The following is a 19,388-nucleotide window of genomic DNA, read 5'->3' as shown; positions in this document are numbered from 1 at the left end:
GCAACCAAACGGAGCAAAACCATGAGTATTCTGCAACCCGACACCCTGATCAAAAACCCTCAAGGCTGCCACGTGGTGTCCTCGGTGGACGTGCCCGCCGATGCCACTCGGGTATGGGCCGTAGTCGGTAACTTTGCCGGCTTCGATCGCTTCATCCCGGCACTGTCGCATATAGAGATGACCGGCGAAGGCGTGTCATCGTTGCGCAAAAAGTTTTTCAAGGACGGCAACCTGGTGGTCGAGCAGCTCAACTCCCGGGACGACCAGGCACGGCACATGACCTGGACCACTATCTACAACACCCTGGGTGTGGCCAATCTGTGGGCCGCGATGAGCGTTGAACCACTGGATGCGGGCAAGTCCAGAGCCACCTGGACCATCATCGCCGAACCGGCGCAGGGCGCCGCCGAGGCACTGCCGGGCTTCAAGGACTTCGTACAGGGTTTTGCCGATGATGCGATGAACAATGTGCTGAAGCTGTTTGCGTAAGACGTGAAAAAGCCCGTTGTGGAGAGGCTCCACAACGGGCTTTTCAGTACCCCTGAAACGACAAAACCCCTGTCTGCGTTAGCAGACAGGGGTTTCGGAATTCAATCTTGACGATGACCTACTCTCACATGGGGAAACCCCACACTACCATCGGCGATGCATCGTTTCACTTCTGAGTTCGGGATGGGATCAGGTGGTTCCAACGCTCTATGGTCGTCAAGAAATTCTGTAACCAGCCCGTTAGAACTTTAACGTGCCAGTGAAAACTGGTGACTTCTACTAAAACAAAACCCCTACCTGCATACGCAGATAGGGGTTTCGGAATTTAATCTTGACGATGACCTACTCTCACATGGGGAAACCCCACACTACCATCGGCGATGCATCGTTTCACTGCTGAGTTCGGGATGGGATCAGGTGGTTCCAACGCTCTATGGTCGTCAAGAAATTCGGGTACTGAGTCGTGACCGGCTGGCCTCGCTTCAGCAAATTGGGTATGTGATAAAAATCGGTGTTTTGTGAGCGTCGAACTTTCGGTTCGTTTCGTCTTCACACACCGCAATCTGATGCTCTTTCGAGTAGTCAAATTGCTTGGGTGTTATATGGTCAAGCCTCACGGGCAATTAGTATTGGTTAGCTCAACGCCTCACAGCGCTTACACACCCAACCTATCAACGTCGTAGTCTTCGACGGCCCTTCAGGGGACTCAAGGTCCCAGTGAGATCTCATCTTGAGGCAAGTTTCCCGCTTAGATGCTTTCAGCGGTTATCTTTTCCGAACATAGCTACCCGGCAATGCCACTGGCGTGACAACCGGAACACCAGAGGTTCGTCCACTCCGGTCCTCTCGTACTAGGAGCAGCCCCTCTCAAATCTCAAACGTCCACGGCAGATAGGGACCGAACTGTCTCACGACGTTCTAAACCCAGCTCGCGTACCACTTTAAATGGCGAACAGCCATACCCTTGGGACCGGCTTCAGCCCCAGGATGTGATGAGCCGACATCGAGGTGCCAAACACCGCCGTCGATATGAACTCTTGGGCGGTATCAGCCTGTTATCCCCGGAGTACCTTTTATCCGTTGAGCGATGGCCCTTCCATACAGAACCACCGGATCACTAAGACCTACTTTCGTACCTGCTCGACGTGTCTGTCTCGCAGTCAAGCGCGCTTTTGCCTTTATACTCTACGACCGATTTCCGACCGGTCTGAGCGCACCTTCGTACTCCTCCGTTACTCTTTAGGAGGAGACCGCCCCAGTCAAACTACCCACCATACACTGTCCTCGATCCGGATAACGGACCTGAGTTAGAACCTCAAAGTTGCCAGGGTGGTATTTCAAGGATGGCTCCACGCGAACTGGCGTCCACGCTTCAAAGCCTCCCACCTATCCTACACAAGCAAATTCAAAGTCCAGTGCAAAGCTATAGTAAAGGTTCACGGGGTCTTTCCGTCTAGCCGCGGATACACTGCATCTTCACAGCGATTTCAATTTCACTGAGTCTCGGGTGGAGACAGCGCCGCCATCGTTACGCCATTCGTGCAGGTCGGAACTTACCCGACAAGGAATTTCGCTACCTTAGGACCGTTATAGTTACGGCCGCCGTTTACCGGGGCTTCGATCAAGAGCTTCGCGTTAGCTAACCCCATCAATTAACCTTCCGGCACCGGGCAGGCGTCACACCCTATACGTCCACTTTCGTGTTTGCAGAGTGCTGTGTTTTTAATAAACAGTCGCAGCGGCCTGGTATCTTCGACCGGCGTGGGCTTACGCAGTAAATGCTTCACCCTCACCGGCGCACCTTCTCCCGAAGTTACGGTGCCATTTTGCCTAGTTCCTTCACCCGAGTTCTCTCAAGCGCCTTGGTATTCTCTACCCAACCACCTGTGTCGGTTTGGGGTACGGTTCCTGGTTACCTGAAGCTTAGAAGCTTTTCTTGGAAGCATGGCATCAACCACTTCGTGTTCTAAAAGAACACTCGTCATCAGCTCTCGGCCTTAGAATCCCGGATTTACCTAAGATTCCAGCCTACCACCTTAAACTTGGACAACCAACGCCAAGCTGGCCTAGCCTTCTCCGTCCCTCCATCGCAATAACCAGAAGTACAGGAATATTAACCTGTTTTCCATCGACTACGCTTTTCAGCCTCGCCTTAGGGACCGACTAACCCTGCGTCGATTAACGTTGCGCAGGAAACCTTGGTCTTTCGGCGTGGGTGTTTTTCACACCCATTGTCGTTACTCATGTCAGCATTCGCACTTCTGATACCTCCAGCAAGCTTCTCAACTCACCTTCACAGGCTTACAGAACGCTCCTCTACCGCATCATCCGAAGATGATACCCGTAGCTTCGGTGTATGGTTTGAGCCCCGTTACATCTTCCGCGCAGGCCGACTCGACTAGTGAGCTATTACGCTTTCTTTAAAGGGTGGCTGCTTCTAAGCCAACCTCCTAGCTGTCTAAGCCTTCCCACATCGTTTCCCACTTAACCATAACTTTGGGACCTTAGCTGACGGTCTGGGTTGTTTCCCTTTTCACGACGGACGTTAGCACCCGCCGTGTGTCTCCCATGCTCGGCACTTGTAGGTATTCGGAGTTTGCATCGGTTTGGTAAGTCGGGATGACCCCCTAGCCGAAACAGTGCTCTACCCCCTACAGTGATACATGAGGCGCTACCTAAATAGCTTTCGAGGAGAACCAGCTATCTCCGAGCTTGATTAGCCTTTCACTCCGATCCACAGGTCATCCGCTAACTTTTCAACGGTAGTCGGTTCGGTCCTCCAGTCAGTGTTACCTAACCTTCAACCTGCCCATGGATAGATCGCCCGGTTTCGGGTCTATTCCCAGCGACTAGACGCCCTATTAAGACTCGCTTTCGCTACGCCTCCCCTACTCGGTTAAGCTCGCCACTGAAAATAAGTCGCTGACCCATTATACAAAAGGTACGCAGTCACCCAACAAAGTGGGCTCCCACTGCTTGTACGCATACGGTTTCAGGATCTATTTCACTCCCCTCTCCGGGGTTCTTTTCGCCTTTCCCTCACGGTACTAGTTCACTATCGGTCAGTCAGTAGTATTTAGCCTTGGAGGATGGTCCCCCCATATTCAGACAAAGTTTCTCGTGCTCCGTCCTACTCGATTTCATGACTAAGAGATTTTCGCGTACAGGGCTATCACCCACTATGGCCGCACTTTCCAGAGCGTTCCGCTAATCTCAAAGCCACTTAAGGGCTAGTCCCCGTTCGCTCGCCACTACTAAGGGAATCTCGGTTGATTTCTTTTCCTCAGGGTACTTAGATGTTTCAGTTCCCCTGGTTCGCCTCTTGCACCTATGTATTCAGTACAAGATAACCATCTTATGATGGCTGGGTTCCCCCATTCAGACATCTCCGGATCAAAGTCTGTTTGCCGACTCCCCGAAGCTTTTCGCAGGCTACCACGTCTTTCATCGCCTCTGACTGCCAAGGCATCCACCGTATGCGCTTCTTCACTTGACCATATAACCCCAAGCAATCTGGTTATACTATGAAGACGACATTCGCCGAAAATTCGAATTTCTCAACTAAGAGAACTCACAAATTTTACCTTAGCCTGATCCGTTACCAGTGAAAGTAACGTTCAGTCTATCTTTCTATCACATACCCAAATTTTTAAAGAACGAACTAGTCAAAGACTAGAAATCAACATTCACCATCGAACCGATGGAATGCTCATTTCTAAGCTTTATACAATCAGAAGCAGTAGTGGTGGAGCCAAACGGGATCGAACCGTTGACCTCCTGCGTGCAAGGCAGGCGCTCTCCCAGCTGAGCTATGGCCCCGTATTTCTACAGGCGTTTCCCACACAAAATTGGTGGGTCTGGGCAGATTCGAACTGCCGACCTCACCCTTATCAGGGGTGCGCTCTAACCAACTGAGCTACAGACCCAATTTCGGGCTGCTTCTATATCGTCTTCTTCAATGAATCAAGCAATTCGTGTGGGAACTTATGGAGCAGCTGAGTCGTCGATTAAGGAGGTGATCCAGCCGCAGGTTCCCCTACGGCTACCTTGTTACGACTTCACCCCAGTCATGAATCACACCGTGGTAACCGTCCTCCCGAAGGTTAGACTAGCTACTTCTGGTGCAACCCACTCCCATGGTGTGACGGGCGGTGTGTACAAGGCCCGGGAACGTATTCACCGCGACATTCTGATTCGCGATTACTAGCGATTCCGACTTCACGCAGTCGAGTTGCAGACTGCGATCCGGACTACGATCGGTTTTGTGGGATTAGCTCCACCTCGCGGCTTGGCAACCCTCTGTACCGACCATTGTAGCACGTGTGTAGCCCAGGCCGTAAGGGCCATGATGACTTGACGTCATCCCCACCTTCCTCCGGTTTGTCACCGGCAGTCTCCTTAGAGTGCCCACCATTACGTGCTGGTAACTAAGGACAAGGGTTGCGCTCGTTACGGGACTTAACCCAACATCTCACGACACGAGCTGACGACAGCCATGCAGCACCTGTCTCAATGTTCCCGAAGGCACCAATCCATCTCTGGAAAGTTCATTGGATGTCAAGGCCTGGTAAGGTTCTTCGCGTTGCTTCGAATTAAACCACATGCTCCACCGCTTGTGCGGGCCCCCGTCAATTCATTTGAGTTTTAACCTTGCGGCCGTACTCCCCAGGCGGTCAACTTAATGCGTTAGCTGCGCCACTAAGAGCTCAAGGCTCCCAACGGCTAGTTGACATCGTTTACGGCGTGGACTACCAGGGTATCTAATCCTGTTTGCTCCCCACGCTTTCGCACCTCAGTGTCAGTATCAGTCCAGGTGGTCGCCTTCGCCACTGGTGTTCCTTCCTATATCTACGCATTTCACCGCTACACAGGAAATTCCACCACCCTCTACCATACTCTAGCTTGTCAGTTTTGAATGCAGTTCCCAGGTTGAGCCCGGGGCTTTCACATCCAACTTAACAAACCACCTACGCGCGCTTTACGCCCAGTAATTCCGATTAACGCTTGCACCCTCTGTATTACCGCGGCTGCTGGCACAGAGTTAGCCGGTGCTTATTCTGTCGGTAACGTCAAAACAGCAACGTATTAAGTTACTGCCCTTCCTCCCAACTTAAAGTGCTTTACAATCCGAAGACCTTCTTCACACACGCGGCATGGCTGGATCAGGCTTTCGCCCATTGTCCAATATTCCCCACTGCTGCCTCCCGTAGGAGTCTGGACCGTGTCTCAGTTCCAGTGTGACTGATCATCCTCTCAGACCAGTTACGGATCGTCGCCTTGGTGAGCCATTACCTCACCAACTAGCTAATCCGACCTAGGCTCATCTGATAGCGCAAGGCCCGAAGGTCCCCTGCTTTCTCCCGTAGGACGTATGCGGTATTAGCGTTCCTTTCGAAACGTTGTCCCCCACTACCAGGCAGATTCCTAGGCATTACTCACCCGTCCGCCGCTGAATTCAGGAGCAAGCTCCTGTCATCCGCTCGACTTGCATGTGTTAGGCCTGCCGCCAGCGTTCAATCTGAGCCATGATCAAACTCTTCAGTTCAAACATCTTTGGGTTTTGAGAAAACCCTAAACTTGGCTCAGCAATCGTTGGTTACATCTTTGATTTCTCGCGAAGTAACTTGCGATGCTGATAATCTGTTGACTAGCAGTCTGACTCCACAAGCACCCACACGAATTGCTTGATTCAGTTGTTAAAGAGCGGTTGGCTAAGATCTTTCGTCTCAACCGAGGCGCGCATTCTACAGCAGCCTCATTTGCTGTCAAGTGATTATTTTCAGAAGCTTTCAAAGTTTCCTTTGTAACTTCAACCACTTGCGCTTCAGATCTCTCGTCAGCGGGAGGCGAATTCTACAGCGTTACACGCTGCTGTCAACACCTCTTTTTCAACTCCCTTTCGGCTTCGATGAACTGAAGCAACCTGCTGTCGAAAACTGCGTAACTCTTTGTTTACCAAGGAGTTTTCCGTTTCGACTGCGCCGGAAGTGGGGCGAATTATAGACACCTGGAATCTGCCGTCAAGCACTGATTTAGGTTTTCTATCAATAAGCTGCGGAAAGCAGCAAAACACCCCAAAGGGTGCCTATATAGAGGAGCCGAAACTCCCTCTATATAGAAGAGACCTATCAGAGAACGCCAGAAGCCTTGAATGCGGACACCGCTCCGGCATCCAGACCCAACACACGCTGCAAAACTTCAAGCGTGTGCTCACCCAGCAGAGGAGGTGCAAAACGATACTCAACCGGCGTCTCCGACAATCGAATCGGGCTCGCCACTTGAGGCACCATCCCGGCCAGCGCATGCGGCAGTTCGATAGCCAACCCACGCGCCTTGACCTGAGGATCGGCAAACATCTGGGCCACGTCATTGATAGGCCCGCATGGCACGCCAGCCTGTTCCAGTTGCGCCACCCATTCAGCGGTAGTCTTGAACACCGTCGCCTGGCGGATCAGCGGAATCAGTATTGCCCTGTTTGCCACCCGCAGCTTGTTAGTGGCAAAACGCGGATCGTCCGCCCACTGCGGCTGCCCGGCCACTTCCGCAAACTTGCGGAACTGACCATCGTTCCCGACGGTAAGGATGAAATCGCCATCCGCCGTAGGAAAATCCTGATAAGGCACGATGTTCGGGTGAGCATTACCCAAGCGCTTAGGCGCGTTGCCTGTAGTCAGGTAGTTCATTGCCTGATTGGCCAGACAAGCCACCTGTACGTCCAACAGTGCCATATCGATATGCTGACCACCGCCGTCGTGATCCCGATGCACAAGCGCAGCCAGGATCGCGACAGTCGAATACAGCCCGGTGAGGATGTCCGTCAGCGCCACGCCAACCTTCACTGGCCCCGCACCCTCTTCGCCCTCAGGTCGCCCCGTCAGACTCATGAGGCCGCCGAGCCCCTGGATCATGAAGTCATAACCCGCACGCTTGGCATAAGGACCAGTCTGGCCGAACCCGGTGATCGAGCAATAGATCAGATCCGGATTGATCGTCTTCAGCGTTTCATAGTCCAGGCCATAAGCCGCCAGACCGCCGACCTTGAAGTTCTCGATCAGGATGTCCGACTTGGCCGCCAGTTCACGCACCAGCTTCTGCCCTTCAGGGCGAGTGAAGTCGATGGTGACAGATTGCTTGTTGCGATTGGCCGACAAGTAATAAGCAGCCTCGCTGGTATTCTCGCCATAAGCGTCTTTAAGGAACGGCGGTCCCCAGGCGCGCGTGTCATCGCCGTTACCCGGACGCTCGACCTTGATCACTTCAGCGCCAAGGTCGGCCAGGATCTGCCCGGCCCAAGGCCCGGCCAGCACCCGCGATAAATCCAGTACCCGTAGATGCGATAGCGCGCCCATGGACGTTCTCCTTAATAGAACGCCTGGAGGCCGGTTTGCGCACGACCGAGGATCAGTGCATGGACGTCGTGAGTACCTTCATAGGTGTTCACCACTTCCAGGTTGACCAGGTGACGCGCCACACCGAATTCATCGGAGATGCCGTTGCCGCCCAACATATCGCGAGCCATGCGCGCGATGTCCAGGGACTTGCCGCAAGAGTTGCGCTTCATCATCGAGGTAATTTCGACCGCCGCGGTACCTTCGTCCTTCATACGACCCAGACGCAGGCAGCCTTGCAGCGCCATGGTGATTTCAGTCTGCATGTCGGCCAGCTTCTTCTGGATCAACTGGGTAGCGGCCAGTGGGCGACCGAACTGTTGACGATCCAGGGTGTACTGGCGAGCGGTGTGCCAGCAGAACTCGGCTGCACCCAGCGCACCCCAGGAGATGCCGTAACGTGCCGAGTTGAGGCAAGTGAAAGGACCTTTCAGACCACGGACGTCCGGGAAGATGTTCTCTTCCGGAACGAACACATTGTCCATCACGATTTCACCGGTGATCGATGCCCGCAGGCCCACCTTGCCGTGAATTGCCGGAGCGCTCAGACCTTTCCAGCCTTTCTCCAGAACGAAGCCACGAATGTCACCGGCATCGTCCTTGGCCCAGACCACGAACACATCGGCGATCGGGCTGTTGGTGATCCACATCTTGCTGCCGGTAAGGCTGTAGCCGCCTTCCACTTTGCGCGCACGACTGATCATCGCGCCCGGGTCAGAGCCGTGGTTAGGCTCGGTCAGGCCGAAGCAGCCGATCCACTCGCCCGACGCCAGTTTCGGCAGGTACTTCTGCTTCTGCGCTTCGGTACCGAATTCATTGATTGGCACCATCACCAGCGAGGACTGCACGCTCATCATCGAGCGATAGCCGGAGTCGATGCGCTCGACTTCACGGGCGATCAGGCCATAGCTGACATAGTTCAGGCCGCTGCCACCGTATTGCTCGGGGATGGTTGCGCCCAACAGGCCGACTTCGCCCATTTCGCGGAAGATCGCCGGATCGGTCTTCTCATGACGGAAAGCTTCGAGGATGCGCGGCGCAAGGCTTTGCTGAGCGAATTGCGCAGCCGTGTCGCGAATCATTCGTTCTTCTTCAGTGAGCTGTTGATCCAGCAGCAGGGGATCGATCCAGTTGAAGCTAGCTTTACCGCCCATGAGTGTGTCCTCTCGAATCGGGTCAAATAACGTAGGCTGATCCTAGGCCCGGATCGGCGCGACGGCAAACGAGGATTTTGCATACTGTTGTGCTAATTTCTCACTCCGAAACGTCGCAAAAGAGCTTTTATGCGATGTATTAGTGAGGTTGACGTACATGCGCAGAAAGATACCCAGCACCACCGCCCTGATCAGCTTCGAGGCCGCGGCGCGCCACGAGAGCTTCACCAAGGCCGCCCAGGAGCTTTCGCTGACCCAGGGAGCGATTTGCCGACAGATTGCCAGCCTTGAAGAGTTCCTCAGTGTGGAACTGTTCCGACGCTCGCGGCGCGGGGTCAAGCTGACGGAAGCCGGACTCTCCTACAGCCGTCGGGTGGCCACTCAGCTCGATGCCGTTGAGCGCGACACCTTGTCCGTGATGGGCCAGCAGGGCACCAACGTGATCGAACTGGCCGTAGTTCCGACCTTCGGCACCCAATGGCTGCTGCCGCGACTCAAGGATTTCCAGCAGAAACACCCGGAAGTGACGGTCAACCTGACCAACCGCACGCGGCCGTTCCTGTTCGCCGACACGGATTTTGATGCCGCCATCTACTTCGGCGACGCGGATTGGTCGGGTACGGAATCCCACAGGCTGATGGGTGAAAATCCGATGCCCGTTTGCAGCCCCAACCTGCTCGGAAACAAGACCAGTCTGACGCCCGGGGAAATCGCCGACTTGCCTCTTCTGCAACAAACCACTCGCCCCTATGCCTGGCGCCAATGGTTCGACTCCCAACACCTGAATGTCCCGCGAGACATGACGGGCCCCCGCTACGAGCTATTCTCCATGCTCGCCCAGGCAGCCATGCACGACATGGGCATTGCCCTGATTCCGCCGTTCCTGATTCAAAGGGAGCTGAAAGAGAAACGCCTGGTGATCGCCAACCCCCAAGCACTGTCCAGTATCAAGGCTTACTACCTGATGATTCCTGAGCGAAAGGTCGAATCCGCGTCTTTAAGGGCATTTCGTGACTGGCTGGTAAATCAGGCGTATAGCTACAGCCTAGAGGGATAAAGGCTCTACAAGGTTACTTGACCCCGTAGTCAGCAAAACAAAAGCCCTACAGATGTACGTATTTGTCGCATAGCAGCAAACTGTATCGACAAGTCGTACAAACGTCCCACAAGCGCCTGATAACGCGGCTTTGCGCCACTATTTCGAGGCAATGCCGCATCATTCATACGGCCGATGTGTAAATTCTTCAATTTCGGCCAGAATCCTTGAAAAGCACGGTCTGCAAGGGATTGAGCCGGTTGGTTGCGACATTCGGTCACGGGGTGACTTGTAGTTAATTTTCCGTCACCCGTCATAATCCCTTGAAGGGCACAAAGTTCGCCTGCAAAATGCCGCGCCCCGCCCTGATTTGGCGGGATCGTGCTGATCGGCCGCCCCAGCCGCACCATCCGTAGTGCATGGGTTTACTCAATAAGATCACGCAGGAGATTTGACGTGCACATTGGTGTTCCTCTCGAAACCCAGACCGGTGAAACACGGGTTGCTGCAACCCCGGAAACCATCAAGAAGCTGATCGGCCAGGGCCATAAGGTCACTGTACAAAGCGGCGCCGGCATTAATGCCAGCGTTGTCGACAGTGCCTATGAAGCGGCAGGCGCAAGCATTGGCAGCGCCAACGATGCGTTTGCTGCCGAGCTGATTCTCAAAGTCGTCGCCCCCAGCGACAGCGAGCTCGCCCTGATCAAGAGCGGCACCGTAGTGGTGGGCATGCTCAATCCGTTCAGCAATGAAACCATCGCCAAAATGGCCGAATGCGGCATTACCGCCTTTGCCCTGGAAGCCGCGCCGCGCACCTCCCGCGCCCAGAGCCTGGACGTACTGTCGTCGCAAGCCAACATCGCCGGCTACAAGGCTGTGTTGCTGGCCGCGCACTACTACCCGCGTTTCATGCCGATGCTGATGACCGCTGCGGGCACCGTGAAAGCGGCGCGCGTGCTGATTCTGGGTGCCGGTGTGGCCGGTTTGCAGGCCATCGCTACCGCCAAGCGCCTGGGGGCGGTGATCGAAGCGTCTGACGTGCGTCCGGCGGTAAAAGAGCAGATCGAATCCCTCGGCGCCAAGTTCGTCGACGTGCCCTACGAGACCGATGAAGAGCGCGAATGCGCCGTCGGTGTCGGCGGTTACGCCCGCCCGATGCCGGCCAGCTGGATGCAGCGCCAGGCCGCGGCCGTGCACGAACGCGCCAAGCAGGCGGACATCGTTATCACCACCGCGCTGATTCCGGGCCGCAAGGCACCGACGCTGCTCAGCGCGCAAACCGTGGCCCAGATGAAACCGGGTTCGGTGGTCATCGATCTCGCGGCCGCCCAGGGCGGCAACTGCCCGCTGACCGTGGCCGACCAGGTGGTCGTCGAAAACGGCGTGACCATCGTGGGCCCGACCAACCTGGCCAGCGCCGTGGCGGCTGATGCTTCGGCGCTGTACGCCCGCAACCTGCTGGACTTCATGAAACTGTTGTTCGATAAAGAAGGACAACTGGTGATCAACCTTGAAGACGATATCGTCGCCGCGTGCCTGATGTGCCGCGACGGCCAGATCGTGCGCAAGAACGGCTGAGGATAAAAACAATGGAAGACATGCTGATCTCTGACGGTATCTACAACCTGATCATCTTCGTGCTGGCGATCTATGTCGGTTACCACGTGGTCTGGAACGTCACGCCTGCGCTGCACACCCCGTTGATGGCGGTGACCAACGCGATCTCGGCGATCGTGATCGTCGGTGCCATGCTGGCAGCGGCTTTGACCGTGACGCCACTGGGCAAGACCATGGGCACCCTGGCCGTGGCCCTGGCCGCGGTCAACGTATTCGGTGGCTTTTTGGTCACCCGCCGCATGCTGGAAATGTTCAAGAAGAAAGCGCCGGCAAAAGCTCCGGCCGCCAAGGCTGAAGCAGTCAAGGCTGAGGTGCAGCAAGCATGAGCATGAACCTGGTTACTTCCCTGTATTTGATCGCCTCGGTCTGCTTCATCCAGGCGCTCAAGGGCCTCTCGCACCCCACCACGTCGCGCCGTGGCAACCTGTTCGGCATGCTCGGCATGGGCCTGGCGATCCTCACCACGGTCGGCTTGATCTATAAGCTCGGTGCCGAACTGGCTCAAGACGGTATCGTCTACGTGATCGTCGGCCTGCTGATCGGCGGCACTGCCGGTTCGATCATGGCCAAACGCGTTGAAATGACCAAGATGCCGGAGCTGGTCGCCTTCATGCACAGCATGATCGGCCTGGCCGCGGTGTTCATCGCCGTGGCTGCCGTGGTCGAGCCGCAGTCGCTGGGCATCGTCAAGCAACTCGGGGACGCGATCCCGGCCGGTAACCGCCTGGAACTGTTCCTCGGTGCCGCCATCGGTGCAATCACCTTCTCCGGTTCGGTGATCGCCTTCGGCAAGCTGTCCGGCAAGTACAAGTTCCGCCTGTTCCAGGGTGCACCGGTACAGTTCAGTGGCCAGCACAAGCTGAACCTGCTGCTGGGCCTGGCCACACTGGGCCTGGGCGTGACGTTCATACTCACCGGCGACTACACCGCTTTCGGCGTGATGCTGGCGTTGGCCTTCGTGCTCGGCGTGCTGATCATCATCCCGATCGGCGGCGCGGACATGCCCGTGGTCGTGTCGATGCTCAACAGCTACTCCGGCTGGGCAGCGGCGGGCATCGGCTTCTCGCTGAACAACTCGATGCTGATCATCGCCGGCTCGCTGGTAGGTTCGTCCGGTGCAATCCTCTCGTACATCATGTGCAAGGCGATGAACCGCTCCTTCTTTAATGTGCTGCTCGGGGGCTTCGGCAATACGGCGGACGCGGCCGGCCCGGCGGGTTCGAAGGAAGCCCGTCCGGTGAAGTCCGGTTCGGCCGACGACGCGACCTTCCTGCTGACCAACGCCGACACCGTGATCATCGTGCCGGGCTACGGTCTGGCGGTGGCACGTGCGCAGCACGCGCTGAAAGAGCTGACCGAGAAGCTGACCCATCGCGGCGTGACCGTGAAGTATGCGATCCACCCGGTTGCCGGTCGTATGCCCGGCCACATGAACGTGTTGCTGGCCGAGGCCGAAGTGCCTTACGACCAGGTGTTCGAGATGGACGACATCAACTCCGAGTTCGGCCAGGCCGACGTGGTACTGGTGTTGGGCGCCAACGACGTGGTCAACCCGGCCGCGAAGAACGATCCGAAATCGCCGATTGCCGGCATGCCGATCCTCGAAGCGTTCAAGGCCAAGACCATCATCGTCAACAAGCGCTCGATGGCCAGCGGCTACGCCGGCCTGGACAACGAACTGTTCTACCTGGACAAGACCATGATGGTGTTCGGCGACGCTAAAAAGGTCATCGAAGACATGGTTAAAGCCGTCGAGTAACCCTCTGCGGCACACGGAACGCCCCGACTCGTCGGGGCGTTTTTGTTTGCGCAAATCGTCGGACAAACTATCCTTTTGTTACCGATCCGGTAACGGTGTTTTGCTTGAAAGGCCCGGAATAGACGCCTTGATTGCGACCTTGGTAGCGGGACAGAAGCCGGCACAATTCACTAGACTGCACGTCCTGCTACCTGTTGCCCGAGATAACAATCCATGTACCGTGACCGTATTCGCCTGCCTTCGTTGTTGGACAAAGTGATGAGCGCTGCCGACGCTGCCGCTCTGATTGAGGACGGCATGACCGTCGGCATGAGTGGCTTTACTCGCGCAGGTGAAGCCAAGGCCGTCCCCCAGGCGCTGGCCGAGCGTGCCAAGGTCGCGCCGCTCAAGATCAGCCTGATGACCGGCGCAAGCCTGGGCAACGACCTCGACAAGCAGTTGACCGAAGCTGGCGTGCTGTCGCGACGCATGCCGTTTCAGGTCGACAGCACTCTGCGCAAGGCGATCAATGCCGGCGAAGTCATGTTCATCGACCAGCACTTGTCGGAAACCGTGGAGCAATTGCGCAACCAGCAATTGAAGCTGCCGGACATTGCCGTGATTGAAGCCGTGGCGATCACCGAGCACGGGCATATCGTGCCAACCACCTCGGTCGGCAACTCGGCCAGCTTCGCGATTTTCGCCAAGCACGTGATCGTCGAAATCAACATGGCGCACAACCCGAATCTCGAAGGTCTGCACGACATCTACATTCCGACCTACCGTCCGACCCGTACACCGATTCCGCTGGTCAAGGTCGACGATCGCATTGGCAGCACCGCCATCCCGATTCCACCGGAAAAAATCGTCGCCATCGTGGTCACCAACCAGGCTGACTCGTCCTCCACTGTGCTGGCGCCGGACGTCGAGACCCAAGCCATTGCCGACCACCTGATCGACTTCTTCAAACAGGAAGTGGCAGCCGGGCGCATGACCAACAAGCTCGGCCCGCTACAAGCCGGTATCGGCACCATCGCCAACTCGGTGATGTGTGGCCTGATCGACTCGCCGTTCGAAGACCTGACAATGTATTCCGAGGTGCTGCAGGACTCGACCTTCGACCTGATCGACGCGGGCAAGCTGAGTTTTGCCTCGGGCAGTTCGATCACCCTGTCGAGCCGGCGCAATGCCGACGTGTTCGGCAATCTGGAGCGCTACAAGGACAAACTGGTTCTGCGTCCGCAGGAGATCTCCAACCACCCTGAAGTCGTGCGCCGCCTTGGCATCATCGGCATCAACACGGCACTGGAGTTCGACATCTATGGCAACGTCAACTCCACTCACGTCTGCGGCACGCGGATGATGAACGGCATCGGCGGCTCGGGCGACTTCGCGCGCAACGCACACCTGTCCGTGTTCGTGACCAAGTCGATCGCCAAGGGCGGTGCGATCTCCAGCGTGGTGCCGATGGTCAGCCATGTTGACCACACCGAACATGACGTCGACATCCTCGTGACCGAAGTGGGCCTGGCAGACTTGCGAGGCCTGGCGCCTCGGGAGCGTGCCCGGGTCATCATCGACAAGTGCGTGCACCCGGATTACCGCCAGGCGCTGAATGATTACTTCACCACCGCGTGCGCCATCGGCGGGCACACCCCGCACATCCTGCGTGATGCCCTGAGCTGGCACATCAACCTGGAAGAAACCGGGCAAATGCTGAACAAGTAATTGGTACAGATAGCAGCTGACGCAAACACAGTTTCGTCAGCTTGCTCCTGCTGCTTCACATTATGGAAAAAACTGTACTACTGTACCGGTCATTTCCTAAGGAAAACTCCTACCTCGTCGAGTCAAAACAGCAGATTTGCACCTTAACAGTGCAGACAGGTACAGTTGCCTCAAATTCGACCAGTACACCCCCTATAAACAGTTAACTGAGCTCGCACAATACAGGTGAACTGTATCTACAGAGACTAGGCAAACGAGAGGATCATGGGCACCAGTTAAGCCACTACCTAATCCCGCCATAAGCGGAAGGATGAAAACCATGGAACGTACACTCAGTTCCGAACTGTTCTTCGAAGACACCGCTGCAAAAACCCAGGCTTCCCTGCCTCTGCGCGTTATCGCCAACTTGATGCTGTGGCAGCGCCGCATCACCAGCCGCCATCAACTGGCTCGTCTGGATTCGCGTCTGCTGGCTGATGCCGGGATTAGCGAAGCACAACGCTACGAAGAGCTGAGCAAGCCGTTCTGGCGCTAAGTTAGCGTCGCTGGCTCTGACCTTAAGGTCCACCGCCAGCAACCCGAATTGAAAAAACAAAACCCGTCGTGGGAAGCCACGACGGGTTTTGTCGTTTTGGCCTGTCAAATCCACTTTTACAGTAGGGAACCCTGAGAACCAGTACAGTTTGCAAAAACTACAAACTGGATGAGTACAATATCGTCGCAGTGTGTCTGCAATGGATATTCGACCGGTGTCAGCATGGAACCTCCACTTATCAGGACAGGGAACGCGCCATGAGTTCTTTACAGGATGTTTCGACCCCATCAATTCGATCAAGACCTTTCTTGCACTGGGTCAGAGATCTGCTGACTGGATTCTTCGCTAGCCTGGAAAGGGCGAGAACACGACGTTTACTGGCTCAACTCGATGATCGTCAGCTATCGGATCTTGGCATCAGCCACGCTGAGCGCATCAATGAATTGGATAAACCGTTCTGGCGCTGACTGCCTGTTTGCATGACGGGCTGTTCGAACTGACACACTCAGGCCTAATATCAAGTCAGAACGTGGCGAGCGCCAAGCGCCTGGCGTCTGACTTTGCAGACACTGCGCCATTTTTCAACTGGTTTACCCAAAGGAGTTACCCATGTCCCGTCTCCGCCTGCTCAGCGCTGCAGCCCTGTTTGCCGTGGCAGCCAATGCCAGCGCAACCAGCTTCATCGTGACCACCGACGCTGTAGTTAACGCGCTCAAAGCCACATCCGATGCGACCTCCGACGTCATATCGTCGTCCTTCAAGGATGACAAGATCGTCCTCGCGGCCCGTGATGACGCCGCCAGCTTCGTCGCCAGCGAAGGTTCCATTCGCGGAGTGAAACTGGAAAGCGCCATCGACCACATTCACCGCCAGGCGCCACAGCTGAACGCAACCGACGCACAACTGGCGCAGGCGATCCTGACGATCTAAACGACTGCACAAGACATGGGGGCACGCCCGACGTGCCCCAATGTTTCGGCGCTGGCTCTAGAACGGGCCTTGCGCTAGCCTTGGGACTCACTTTCAACTGTCGAGTCTCATGCGTTTTCCTTCAAGTTTCTTGATCGCTCCAGCCTTTCTTTCCCTTGGTTACTGCGGATCGGCCCACGCTTATGACGCCTTCAACCTGTCCACCCAAGGCATCGTCGCCAGCGGTTACGCCACAAGTTTGGTGACCTCCGCCCCCTTCGACCATAAACTGCTGCTCGCTGCCCATGATGACGCCGCGGCATTCTTTGCCAGTGACGGCCAACTGAGAGGCGCACGACTGGAGTCGGCCTTGCGGTATCTGCGTCGAACCCAGGCAAAACTTCATGCCAACGACCTTGAACTGGCACAAGCAATTCTCGTCCAATAGTTATCCCTGTTTTTTCTGGAGTCATTCCATGCGTAACCCGCTGATTGCTGCCACCTTAGGTCTGCTGCTGTTGGCCGATGTGGCCCAGGCACATACTCTGGTTGCCACCAGTAATATTCTGATCCGTGCTACCCAGCGCACCCTCGATTTCACCTCCGACACCACCACGTCCATTCGCGATTCGAAAATCGTGCGCGAAGCCCAGGACGATGCCGCCAGTTTCGTTGCCAGCAATGGCGACATTCGTGGCGCTCACCTGGAATCCGCCTTCGATTTACTGCGTACCCGTGTGCCGGAAGCTCGTGACGCCAGTGACCAGGATCTCGCCGAAGCCATCCTCGCACTGTGAAGCGTCAAGGTGCCTGGCTGCTGGCCGGGGCCATGTTGCTGCTCGGCAACATGGCCCACGCTGGCCTTCAATTACAGCTCAAGACCGAAGGTCTGACTCCCGCGCAACAGCAAGCCAGCCAGGCGTTGCTCGATGAAGCCATGCAGGCACTGCCGCCACGCTTTATCGAGCAACTCGATCGACGGATCGACGTCGACTGGACGGATGACATGCCGGACAACGCCTACGGTCAGGCGTCACTGGTGTCCGAACTCGATCTGAACCGCAACCTGCTGGCCAGCCTCACCGATGGCAGCGCCGCGACCAAGAAAACCCTTCGCCCCCATGGCACCGTGCGCCGGGAAATGCTGGCCACGGTGGTGCACGAGCTGACTCACATCTACGATCGCTCGCGCCTGTGGCCGGATGCCGAACGCAAGCTGATTCAGCGCTGCACCCAGCGCAACAACAGCTCAGGGCTGGTTGGCATTCCCGACCAATGCCGGGGCCAGTCCGATCGGCGTTTTACCCTCAGTGACGATCCGCGTCTGCTCGACCTCGCCGGCTGGCAGCAATACGTAGGCCGTCGCGGTGAACGCGAACAGCACAATCGCCAGATTGCCCGCAGCCCGGACATCTACGAGACCAGCAGTCCAAAGGAGTTCGTCGCGGTCAACATGGAGTATTTCCTCCTCGACCCGAGCTACGCCTGCCGCCGTCCCTCGCTGTATCGCTACTACCAGGAACATTTCGGCTGGGCGCCTGCCGCCAAAGACACCTGTAGCAAGACCTTCGCGTTCCTCAATGCCGGCAGCGACTTCGCCAAGACACCTTTGGGCCAGGTCGATCCGGAGCGAGTCTATGCCGTTGACTATCTGCTGGCCGAGGCCAACCAGAACCTGTTCAGCCGCTGGGGTCACAGCATGTTGCGCCTGGTGATCTGCGCGCCAGGCCGACCACGCGGACCGGATTGCCGATTGGATCTGGACCAGCATCTGGTGCTGTCTTACCGCGCCTTCGTCGGCGACGTGCAGCTGTCGAGCTGGGATGGCCTGGTCGGTAAATACCCGTCGCGACTGTTTATCCTGCCGCTATCCCAGGTCATCGACGAATACACCAAGACCGAATTGCGCAGCCTGGCCTCCGTGCCCCTGAACCTGTCGCGCAGAGAGATTGAAGACGTGGTCGGACGTGCCGCCGAGATGCACTGGAGCTACGACGGCAACTACTTCTTCCTGTCGAACAACTGCGCGGTAGAAGAGCTGAAGTTACTGCGTGGCGGCACCAATAACCCGCAATTGGTGGGACTCGACAACATCATGCCCAACGGTTTGCTCGAAGTGCTGAAGGGCCGCGGACTGGCGGACGCCAGTGTGCTGGACGACCCACGAGAAGCCTTGCGCCTGGGTTATCGTTTCGACTCCTTCCGCGAGCGTTATCAGGCGATGTTCGAGATCCTGAAAAAGCACTTGCCGATCAAACAGGAAACCGTCGAAGACTGGCTCGAATTGAAAGCGGCAGAGCGTCGGCAATGGTTCGAGCAGGCCGATTTGCGCACCAGCGCGGCGTTGCTGCTATTGGAACAGGCCAGCTTCCGTCAGCAGTTGCTGCTGGCCCAGGATGAAGTGAAGCAGCGCTATCTGGGCGCCCGAGAACTAAAGAATGGCGGCATGGACAAGGCCAACGAGACGCTCAAGGACATTCTGGCCAACAGTGGTTTCCTCAGTCGGCCGGCAGAACTGCTGGGCACCAAGGGTTATGGCCTGCCGCAACCGAGCGAGTGGGAGCATCTGGAATCGGAAAGCAGCCAGCGCCAGAAGCAGCTCCTGGCGCTGTCCGGGGATCTGGACAAGGAAGTGAGGGCATTGCTTGAACCGGGCCGCGCCGCCGAAATGGCCGCCAACGAGGCCAACGTGAAGCAGATTGGTGAACACCTGCGCAAACTGCACAAGGCATCAGGCGGGATAGAGTTGCCTTGATACCGCAACCTGTGGGAACGAGCTCGCTCCCACAAGATT

At 56.5% G+C, this 19,388-nt stretch carries 14 protein-coding genes, 2 tRNA genes and 4 rRNA genes; 12 read left to right on the top strand and 8 right to left on the bottom strand.

What is annotated here, in order from left to right; genetic code table 11:
• The first annotated feature begins 21 nt into the window (after positions 1-21).
• A complete protein-coding gene (locus tag PspS34_RS00590; protein WP_102672825.1) occupies positions 22-489 on the top strand; it encodes an SRPBCC family protein in 468 nt (155 codons plus the stop codon).
• A 105-nt stretch (positions 490-594) separates the two neighbouring features.
• On the opposite strand, the gene rrf (PspS34_RS00585) is transcribed toward PspS34_RS00590, so the two are convergent.
• From rrf (PspS34_RS00585) to PspS34_RS00545, 8 genes are all read right to left on the bottom strand, one after another.
• A 5S ribosomal RNA gene (gene rrf / locus PspS34_RS00585) occupies positions 595-710 on the bottom strand.
• A 108-nt stretch (positions 711-818) separates the two neighbouring features.
• Positions 819-934, bottom strand: a 5S ribosomal RNA gene (gene rrf, locus PspS34_RS00580).
• A gap of 157 nt (positions 935-1,091) precedes the next feature.
• Positions 1,092-3,985: ribosomal RNA gene (locus PspS34_RS00575) — 23S ribosomal RNA — on the bottom strand.
• A gap of 247 nt (positions 3,986-4,232) precedes the next feature.
• Positions 4,233-4,308, bottom strand: a tRNA-Ala gene (locus PspS34_RS00570).
• A 30-nt stretch (positions 4,309-4,338) separates the two neighbouring features.
• Positions 4,339-4,415, bottom strand: a tRNA-Ile gene (locus PspS34_RS00565).
• Positions 4,416-4,497: 82 nt separating this feature from the next.
• A 16S ribosomal RNA gene (locus PspS34_RS00560) occupies positions 4,498-6,034 on the bottom strand.
• Together the 16S, 23S and 5S rRNA genes with 2 tRNA genes alongside form the textbook arrangement of a ribosomal RNA operon.
• A 583-nt stretch (positions 6,035-6,617) precedes the next feature.
• Positions 6,618-7,838 carry a CaiB/BaiF CoA-transferase family protein gene (locus PspS34_RS00550; protein WP_159389490.1) on the bottom strand — a complete coding sequence of 407 codons (1,221 nt, stop codon included), beginning with the start codon at positions 7,836-7,838 and terminating at the stop codon, positions 6,618-6,620.
• Between the two features lie 11 nt (positions 7,839-7,849).
• On the bottom strand, positions 7,850-9,031 hold the full coding sequence (locus PspS34_RS00545) for an acyl-CoA dehydrogenase (protein ID WP_008053124.1): 1,182 nt from the start codon (positions 9,029-9,031) through the stop codon (positions 7,850-7,852).
• A 157-nt stretch (positions 9,032-9,188) separates the two neighbouring features.
• Here PspS34_RS00545 and PspS34_RS00540 point away from each other — a divergent pair, with 157 nt between their 5' ends.
• From PspS34_RS00540 to PspS34_RS00490, 11 genes are all read left to right on the top strand, one after another.
• Positions 9,189-10,088 carry a LysR family transcriptional regulator gene (locus PspS34_RS00540; RefSeq protein ID WP_057712567.1) on the top strand — a complete coding sequence of 300 codons (900 nt, stop codon included), beginning with the start codon at positions 9,189-9,191 and terminating at the stop codon, positions 10,086-10,088.
• 435 nt (positions 10,089-10,523) lie between these two features.
• Positions 10,524-11,645, top strand: coding sequence for a Re/Si-specific NAD(P)(+) transhydrogenase subunit alpha (locus tag PspS34_RS00535; RefSeq protein ID WP_102685615.1), 1,122 nt, complete (start codon positions 10,524-10,526; stop codon positions 11,643-11,645).
• A gap of 11 nt (positions 11,646-11,656) precedes the next feature.
• Positions 11,657-12,010, top strand: coding sequence for an NAD(P) transhydrogenase subunit alpha (locus PspS34_RS00530; protein WP_057712569.1), 354 nt, complete (start codon positions 11,657-11,659; stop codon positions 12,008-12,010).
• The gene (locus PspS34_RS00525; protein WP_159389489.1) at positions 12,007-13,443 is read left to right on the top strand and encodes an NAD(P)(+) transhydrogenase (Re/Si-specific) subunit beta; all 1,437 of its coding nucleotides are present in this window, start codon (positions 12,007-12,009) and stop codon (positions 13,441-13,443) included. Before PspS34_RS00530 ends, PspS34_RS00525 begins: the two co-directional genes overlap by 4 nt.
• A 213-nt stretch (positions 13,444-13,656) precedes the next feature.
• Positions 13,657-15,150, top strand: a complete 1,494-nt coding sequence (locus tag PspS34_RS00520) for an acetyl-CoA hydrolase/transferase family protein (RefSeq protein WP_154860821.1) — start codon at positions 13,657-13,659, stop codon at positions 15,148-15,150.
• A gap of 319 nt (positions 15,151-15,469) precedes the next feature.
• The gene (locus tag PspS34_RS00515) at positions 15,470-15,685 is read left to right on the top strand and encodes a DUF1127 domain-containing protein (protein WP_008018491.1); all 216 of its coding nucleotides are present in this window, start codon (positions 15,470-15,472) and stop codon (positions 15,683-15,685) included.
• Positions 15,686-15,942: 257 nt separating this feature from the next.
• Positions 15,943-16,152 carry a DUF1127 domain-containing protein gene (locus PspS34_RS00510; RefSeq protein ID WP_150812630.1) on the top strand — a complete coding sequence of 70 codons (210 nt, stop codon included), beginning with the start codon at positions 15,943-15,945 and terminating at the stop codon, positions 16,150-16,152.
• A gap of 142 nt (positions 16,153-16,294) precedes the next feature.
• Entirely contained in the window at positions 16,295-16,615 is a 321-nt protein-coding gene (locus PspS34_RS00505; protein WP_057712572.1) for a DUF2388 domain-containing protein, read from the top strand.
• A 109-nt stretch (positions 16,616-16,724) separates the two neighbouring features.
• Positions 16,725-17,042 (top strand): DUF2388 domain-containing protein, encoded by a 318-nt coding sequence (locus tag PspS34_RS00500; protein WP_154860822.1) that lies wholly within the window; start codon positions 16,725-16,727, stop codon positions 17,040-17,042.
• A 28-nt stretch (positions 17,043-17,070) separates the two neighbouring features.
• Positions 17,071-17,391 (top strand): DUF2388 domain-containing protein, encoded by a 321-nt coding sequence (locus PspS34_RS00495; RefSeq protein WP_057712574.1) that lies wholly within the window; start codon positions 17,071-17,073, stop codon positions 17,389-17,391.
• Positions 17,388-19,349 carry a DUF4105 domain-containing protein gene (locus PspS34_RS00490; protein ID WP_154860823.1) on the top strand — a complete coding sequence of 654 codons (1,962 nt, stop codon included), beginning with the start codon at positions 17,388-17,390 and terminating at the stop codon, positions 19,347-19,349. The genes PspS34_RS00495 and PspS34_RS00490 overlap by 4 nt, the downstream gene beginning before the upstream one ends.
• Positions 19,350-19,388: the final 39 nt, after the last annotated feature.

Origin of the sequence: Pseudomonas sp. S34 (genome assembly GCF_009866745.1) — a bacterium.
In the GTDB taxonomy this organism is placed as follows: domain Bacteria; phylum Pseudomonadota; class Gammaproteobacteria; order Pseudomonadales; family Pseudomonadaceae; genus Aquipseudomonas; species Aquipseudomonas jessenii.
The sequence above is the reverse complement of the archived record's forward strand: the minus strand, read 5'-3'. Positions and strand labels throughout refer to the sequence as shown.

Coding starts and splice junctions, on each gene's coding strand:
- PspS34_RS00540 (WP_057712567.1), top strand. CDS start 9,189: ATGCGCAGAAAGATACCCAGCACCACCGCCCTGATCAGCTTCGAGGCC.
- PspS34_RS00520 (WP_154860821.1), top strand. CDS start 13,657: ATGTACCGTGACCGTATTCGCCTGCCTTCGTTGTTGGACAAAGTGATG.
- PspS34_RS00530 (WP_057712569.1), top strand. CDS start 11,657: ATGGAAGACATGCTGATCTCTGACGGTATCTACAACCTGATCATCTTC.
- PspS34_RS00505 (WP_057712572.1), top strand. CDS start 16,295: ATGTCCCGTCTCCGCCTGCTCAGCGCTGCAGCCCTGTTTGCCGTGGCA.
- PspS34_RS00525 (WP_159389489.1), top strand. CDS start 12,007: ATGAGCATGAACCTGGTTACTTCCCTGTATTTGATCGCCTCGGTCTGC.
- PspS34_RS00515 (WP_008018491.1), top strand. CDS start 15,470: ATGGAACGTACACTCAGTTCCGAACTGTTCTTCGAAGACACCGCTGCA.
- PspS34_RS00500 (WP_154860822.1), top strand. CDS start 16,725: ATGCGTTTTCCTTCAAGTTTCTTGATCGCTCCAGCCTTTCTTTCCCTT.
- PspS34_RS00510 (WP_150812630.1), top strand. CDS start 15,943: ATGAGTTCTTTACAGGATGTTTCGACCCCATCAATTCGATCAAGACCT.
- PspS34_RS00495 (WP_057712574.1), top strand. CDS start 17,071: ATGCGTAACCCGCTGATTGCTGCCACCTTAGGTCTGCTGCTGTTGGCC.
- PspS34_RS00550 (WP_159389490.1), bottom strand. CDS start 7,838: ATGGGCGCGCTATCGCATCTACGGGTACTGGATTTATCGCGGGTGCTG.
- PspS34_RS00545 (WP_008053124.1), bottom strand. CDS start 9,031: ATGGGCGGTAAAGCTAGCTTCAACTGGATCGATCCCCTGCTGCTGGAT.
- PspS34_RS00590 (WP_102672825.1), top strand. CDS start 22: ATGAGTATTCTGCAACCCGACACCCTGATCAAAAACCCTCAAGGCTGC.